Below are 4659 nucleotides of genomic sequence, written 5' to 3'. Positions count from 1 at the left end.
GGGGCATCCACAGGTTGTCCGCTCTCACTGTCTCAACCGCTGCTGTGATCCACCGCATCAAACCATTGTTTGTGCTGGTCACACCCGGTAGAAACACCCTTTGATCGTGGTGTTCCCGGTGAGGCGAACGAGATATAACTCTAGACCACTCCAGACCCCTCACGCAACCCCGGAATCGACTATTCCGGGGTGACAACCACCACACGGAGCAAAGGGGGCGAAATCACCCCGGAAAACAGGCCGACTACGCCTATATCGCCCCTCCGGCGGCACGCAGAACCGCGTTGACCTGGCGGTCGATGACGTCACCGAACATCGCGATCTCCGACGTCGGCAATGCGCGCTCGCGGGAGACGCTGCGCCACTGGCCGACCGCCTCGGCGACGTCTCTCATGATGTGCTGTGCCCGTCGAGCATCGAGGTGGCAGAGCGACGCGAAGTCGAGAAGAGCGGACGCCTCCTCGTCAGCCGACCGCGCACCACTGATCGCAGTCTGCCGTTCGGTGTCGACATCTGGCTCGGGGTTGATGTCGAAGACCGGGCTGAGCTCCCACCCCGCGGGCTGTCGCAGGAATCCGTGATTGCGCAGATGGTCATCGGTGTTGTGGATCGCGACGGAGAACACCACTCGCCGGAACAGCTCCGCACAGTCACGCCGCCAGTTGAGACTGAGGTCCTCGATCGCTTCAATGATGTCGATATAGTCGCCTGGCTCGCCGTCGCGCCTCTCCGTCGCCGTCATCGCACTCAGATACGGAACCCGAGACCGACCATCTCGGTCGAATCGGTCGACGACGAGAACGGGTCGATCGTCGAGAGCGAGCAGCTGCCGACCGGGGACAGAGATGCCGACACGGGACGCAAGCTCGAGCGCGACCCCCTCCCAGGCGATGACCGACCATTCGTCGGTGGGTCGGGAGAACTTCGCAATCATCAGGCCCCCGCCCCCGAGGACGGAGGCCTTCGGTCGAGCGCCACCGAGCGACCCGGTTCCGGCGTCGAGGAGGCGCTTGGCCGCCGCATCGGATCCATCGGCGGCCTCATCGGCCGCCCTCTGGAGTTCAGGCAGTCGGATGAGCGGGGGAACATGAGCTCCGGCTGCCAGATGTGCCTGGGACTCCGGACTGCGGAATCGCAAAGCACCCTGGCGGGTGATGTCACTGACTCCGATGAGGTAATCGACCTCGGTGAGCCGGCGGTGGCGAGCCTGCCCTGAGGCGACGAGTCTCTGGTGCTGCTTGGCGACGAGATTGCGGCCCCATCGATCCGGAGCGCAATCGCTCAACGCCCCCGGCAGGCCGGCGACCGTGAACGATCCGGTCGACAAGGGCAATTGAGGGTCGATCGGGAACGCCCACCGTTGGGCGAGGTAGCCCGGCGAGTAGACGAACGTGGTCGACACCTCATTGCGGGCCACGTGGAAATAGGCAGTGCCGACGAGCTCGGTGCGACCGTTGATATCGAGATCGATGAGCACCTCATCGGCCTTCATCGGCGAACCCGCTCAGGCAGCGATTCCGTCGACCGCAACCTGCCGACATCTGTGCTCAATGGGTCGAACGACTCGGCGACGTGGTCGAGCTGTCCGAGCGCCTGCATCACCGACATCACCGCGCCGATCGAGACTCCGGGATCGCCGCGCTCGATCTTCTGCAGAGTCGTCCTCGAGATGCCTGCGCGTTGCGCGAGTTCGGCGGCTTTGAGCGATTGCATGAGACGCCACCTGCGGATCGAACCGCCGACGTCGCCGAGGCGGCGCCCCACCGCGCGCGTGACGTCCATAACGCCTCCTAACTGACCGTATCTCACCCGCTAACTGCGATTATGATCATGATACTACCCATAACAGCATGTTGGCAGGCTTCAGAGACGCGTGAATGGCTCCGCGTAGCGGAAGCTCCCGTGTTCGCCGGCGTAGGTCGACAGCGCTCGGGTCTGGAAGAAATCGCCCCATGCGGGATCGGGAGATTCGATGCTCATCGCTGAGGCGGGGACGAAACCGAAGCGACCGTAGAAGTTCGGATCGCCGAGGAGGCCGGCGACCGGGGTGCCGAGTGCGTCGGCAGCGCCGAGAGCGTACTCCATGAGCGCGGAGCCGACCCCTCTGCCCTGGTGGGCCGGAAGCACGCTGACCGGACCGATCCCGACTGCCGGCGCGGTACCGACATGAGCACGAGTGGCGACGATGTGTCCGACCACGGCGTCGTCGATGACTGCGACGAGCGAGAGCTCGGGAATCCAGGACTCGTCGTCCCGCAGCCACTCGATGAGAGTGACCTCTCCGGGGTCTCCGCCCGGGGCGACCGGGGGTGCACTGTGAGCGGCGCTGCGGAATGCCTCTGCGGTGACGGAGCGAATGGCGCTGATGTCTGATTCGGTCTCACGACGGATGATCATTCTTCTGACACTACTCCTGCGCCGTTCCGTTTCTCATTCCGCCGCAAGAGCGTCGTTGAGGTCGCAGAGTCGCCCTCCCGCACGCATGGAGTCGACGGCACGGGTGAGTTCATCCAGGCGGCGTTCCGCGCTCGCGACGAGATGTGCGGAGATGCGGTTCCAATCCTGGGGCTGCGGGTCGTCGGGCAGATCATCGAAGACCTCGGCGATCTCTCGAACAGTGAACCCGACGCGCTGGGCGAGCTTCGCCACTCTGATCTGGCATGCGGCGCTTGTGTCGAACCGTCGTTGGTTACCCGGCGTGCGCACTGCGGTGATCACCCCGTGCCGTTCATAGAACCGGACCGCAGAAGGGGCCACGCCGCTGTCCACGGCAACATCCCGCACAGTCAGGAGATGCTTCGTGTCGATGAGTGGTGTCGTCGTCATAGGCAGAGCTTCCCAGATTCAGGGATTGACTTCAATATATGTTGAAGTTCTAGCGTGACGACCATGGACACCACATCGAGTACAGCGAATTCCATGAATCGCGGAACCGCCCGGTCCTCTGCCGGGGTGATGACGGTGCTCGCTGCGGGGATTCTGCTGCAGGCAGTCACCATGTACCTCACGAGCGCTCTGATGCCGAGCGCCGTCGCCGAGATCGGCGGCGAGGTGTACTACGCGTGGGTGACGACTGTATTCATCGTCGCGGGGGTGGCCGCTACGGTGGCGACTCCGGCGCTGCTGGGCCGGCTCGGCTCTCACCGCTCATACGTCCTCGGTGCGGGTGCGTTCGCGATCGGCAGCGCCGTTGCAGCCGCAGCACCGAGCATGGAGGTTCTCCTGATCGGCCGCGCGGCGCAGGGCGTCGGCGGTGGACTGCTGTCCGGTTTGGCCTTCGCTCTCATCCGGACGGCGCTGCCTGAGACGGCGTGGGCGCGAGCAACCGCAGTCGTGTCGGCGATGTTCGGAGTCGGGACGATTGTCGGTCCGACCGCTGGCGGGGCCTTCGCACAGCTCGATGCCTGGCGGCTCGCGTTTGCCTCGGTGGCCGCCGCGGGTGTCGTTCTCGCGATCGCCGCGCCCTTGACGCTGCCTAGGTCGCAGCGGTCTGTGTACCTGCCGCGGCTGCCGCTGACGTCGATGATCATTCTCATCGTCGCCATCGCTGCGCTCAGCATCACCAGCATCCTCCCAAGAGCCTGGGTGTGGGTCGGGGTCGTGTTGGCGATGATGTTGCTGGTCGCCTTCATCGCCGTCGACCGAAGAGCGCGGGTCGGTGTTCTGCCGCCCCTTGCCTACACACAAGGGTCGCTGAAATGGATCTATCTTGCCCTGGCGTTGACCACGGCCGCGCCGGCCAGCGAGGCGTTCACGCCCCTGTTCGGGCAGCGTCTGTTCGAGCTTGCCCCGTTCGCCGCCGGTTTCCTCGGCGCAACCGTGTCGATCGGCTGGTCAGTCGCTGCCATCTGGAGCTCCCGAGCCGAACGCCCAGCTGTGCAAGCACGTCTGCTCGTCCTTGGGCCGGCCGTGACGACGGTCGCGATGACGGTGCTCGTCATTCTGCAGATCGTTCCGATGGCCGGGCCGATGGTCATCGTCGGCTGGATACTGGCGTTGGTCCTTGCCGGTGTGGGCGTCGGGCTGGCGAACCCGCACTTGTCCGTGCGCGTGATGTCGAGCAGCTCGAGCGAGGCAGACGGCCGAATCGCCGCCGCTGCCATTCCCATAGTCAGCCAACTCGGCCAGGCATTCGCGGCCGCTATCGGCGGTATCGTCGTCAATTCAGCCCTGCCCTCGATCGCGGGTGCCGCAGCCGGCCTGTTCGCACTGTTCGCGCTGTTGGCACTCCTCGGCCTCGGGGCAGCCGTGGCTGCTCGTTCCCTGGACGCCCGCGCGACAGCCGCCGACAGTGAGCCAGAGCCGACGTCGACATGACAGATCGCGCACACGGAGCACCAGTTGGTGCTGCCGGCTGCCGGCTGCCGGCTGCCGACATCATCCGCGGGCCCGAGCCGGTCGAGGTCACCGGCACCGAGGCAGTCCGCCGCTTCCTCGGACTCGACACCCCCACCTGACCGCAGCAGACACCCCAACCGGCGCGACACCCGGTCCGGTGCGTGAATGCAGCAAAAGGGGGACCTCACCAGTCCCCCACCACCACGCCAGCCGGCTCGACGCCCGGTCCGGTGCGTGAATGCAGAAAGTGGGGGCACCCCCAAAAGGGTGCCCCCACCATCAACGAATATTGCGGCAGTCACTTACTCTCCCACAACCACC

The 4659-nt window shown here is 65.4% G+C and carries 6 protein-coding genes; 2 read left to right on the top strand and 4 right to left on the bottom strand.

What is annotated here, in order from left to right:
• Nucleotides 1–250 precede the first annotated feature (250 nt).
• From FJ887_RS18195 to FJ887_RS18180, 4 genes are all read right to left on the bottom strand, one after another.
• Nucleotides 251–1492, bottom strand: coding sequence for a type II toxin-antitoxin system HipA family toxin (locus FJ887_RS18195; RefSeq protein WP_250786307.1), 1242 nt, complete (start codon nucleotides 1490–1492; stop codon nucleotides 251–253).
• Nucleotides 1489–1782, bottom strand: a complete 294-nt coding sequence (locus FJ887_RS18190) for a helix-turn-helix domain-containing protein (protein ID WP_211978174.1) — start codon at nucleotides 1780–1782, stop codon at nucleotides 1489–1491. Before FJ887_RS18190 ends, FJ887_RS18195 begins: the two co-directional genes overlap by 4 nt.
• An 81-nt stretch (nucleotides 1783–1863) precedes the next feature.
• Nucleotides 1864–2397 (bottom strand): GNAT family N-acetyltransferase, encoded by a 534-nt coding sequence (locus tag FJ887_RS18185; protein ID WP_250786306.1) that lies wholly within the window; start codon nucleotides 2395–2397, stop codon nucleotides 1864–1866.
• A gap of 33 nt (nucleotides 2398–2430) precedes the next feature.
• Nucleotides 2431–2826, bottom strand: coding sequence for a MerR family transcriptional regulator (locus FJ887_RS18180; protein WP_250786305.1), 396 nt, complete (start codon nucleotides 2824–2826; stop codon nucleotides 2431–2433).
• 63 nt (nucleotides 2827–2889) lie between these two features.
• Between FJ887_RS18180 and FJ887_RS18175 the strand changes: the two genes are divergently transcribed.
• Nucleotides 2890–4317 carry an MFS transporter gene (locus FJ887_RS18175; RefSeq protein ID WP_250786303.1) on the top strand — a complete coding sequence of 476 codons (1428 nt, stop codon included), beginning with the start codon at nucleotides 2890–2892 and terminating at the stop codon, nucleotides 4315–4317.
• Nucleotides 4314–4457, top strand: coding sequence for a hypothetical protein (locus FJ887_RS18170; protein ID WP_250786302.1), 144 nt, complete (start codon nucleotides 4314–4316; stop codon nucleotides 4455–4457). Before FJ887_RS18175 ends, FJ887_RS18170 begins: the two co-directional genes overlap by 4 nt.
• Nucleotides 4458–4659: the final 202 nt, after the last annotated feature.

Origin of the sequence: Brevibacterium sp. XM4083, from assembly GCF_006489205.2 — a bacterium.
Classification (GTDB): domain Bacteria; phylum Actinomycetota; class Actinomycetes; order Actinomycetales; family Brevibacteriaceae; genus Brevibacterium.
This window is presented reverse-complemented; position numbering and strand designations above follow the sequence as displayed.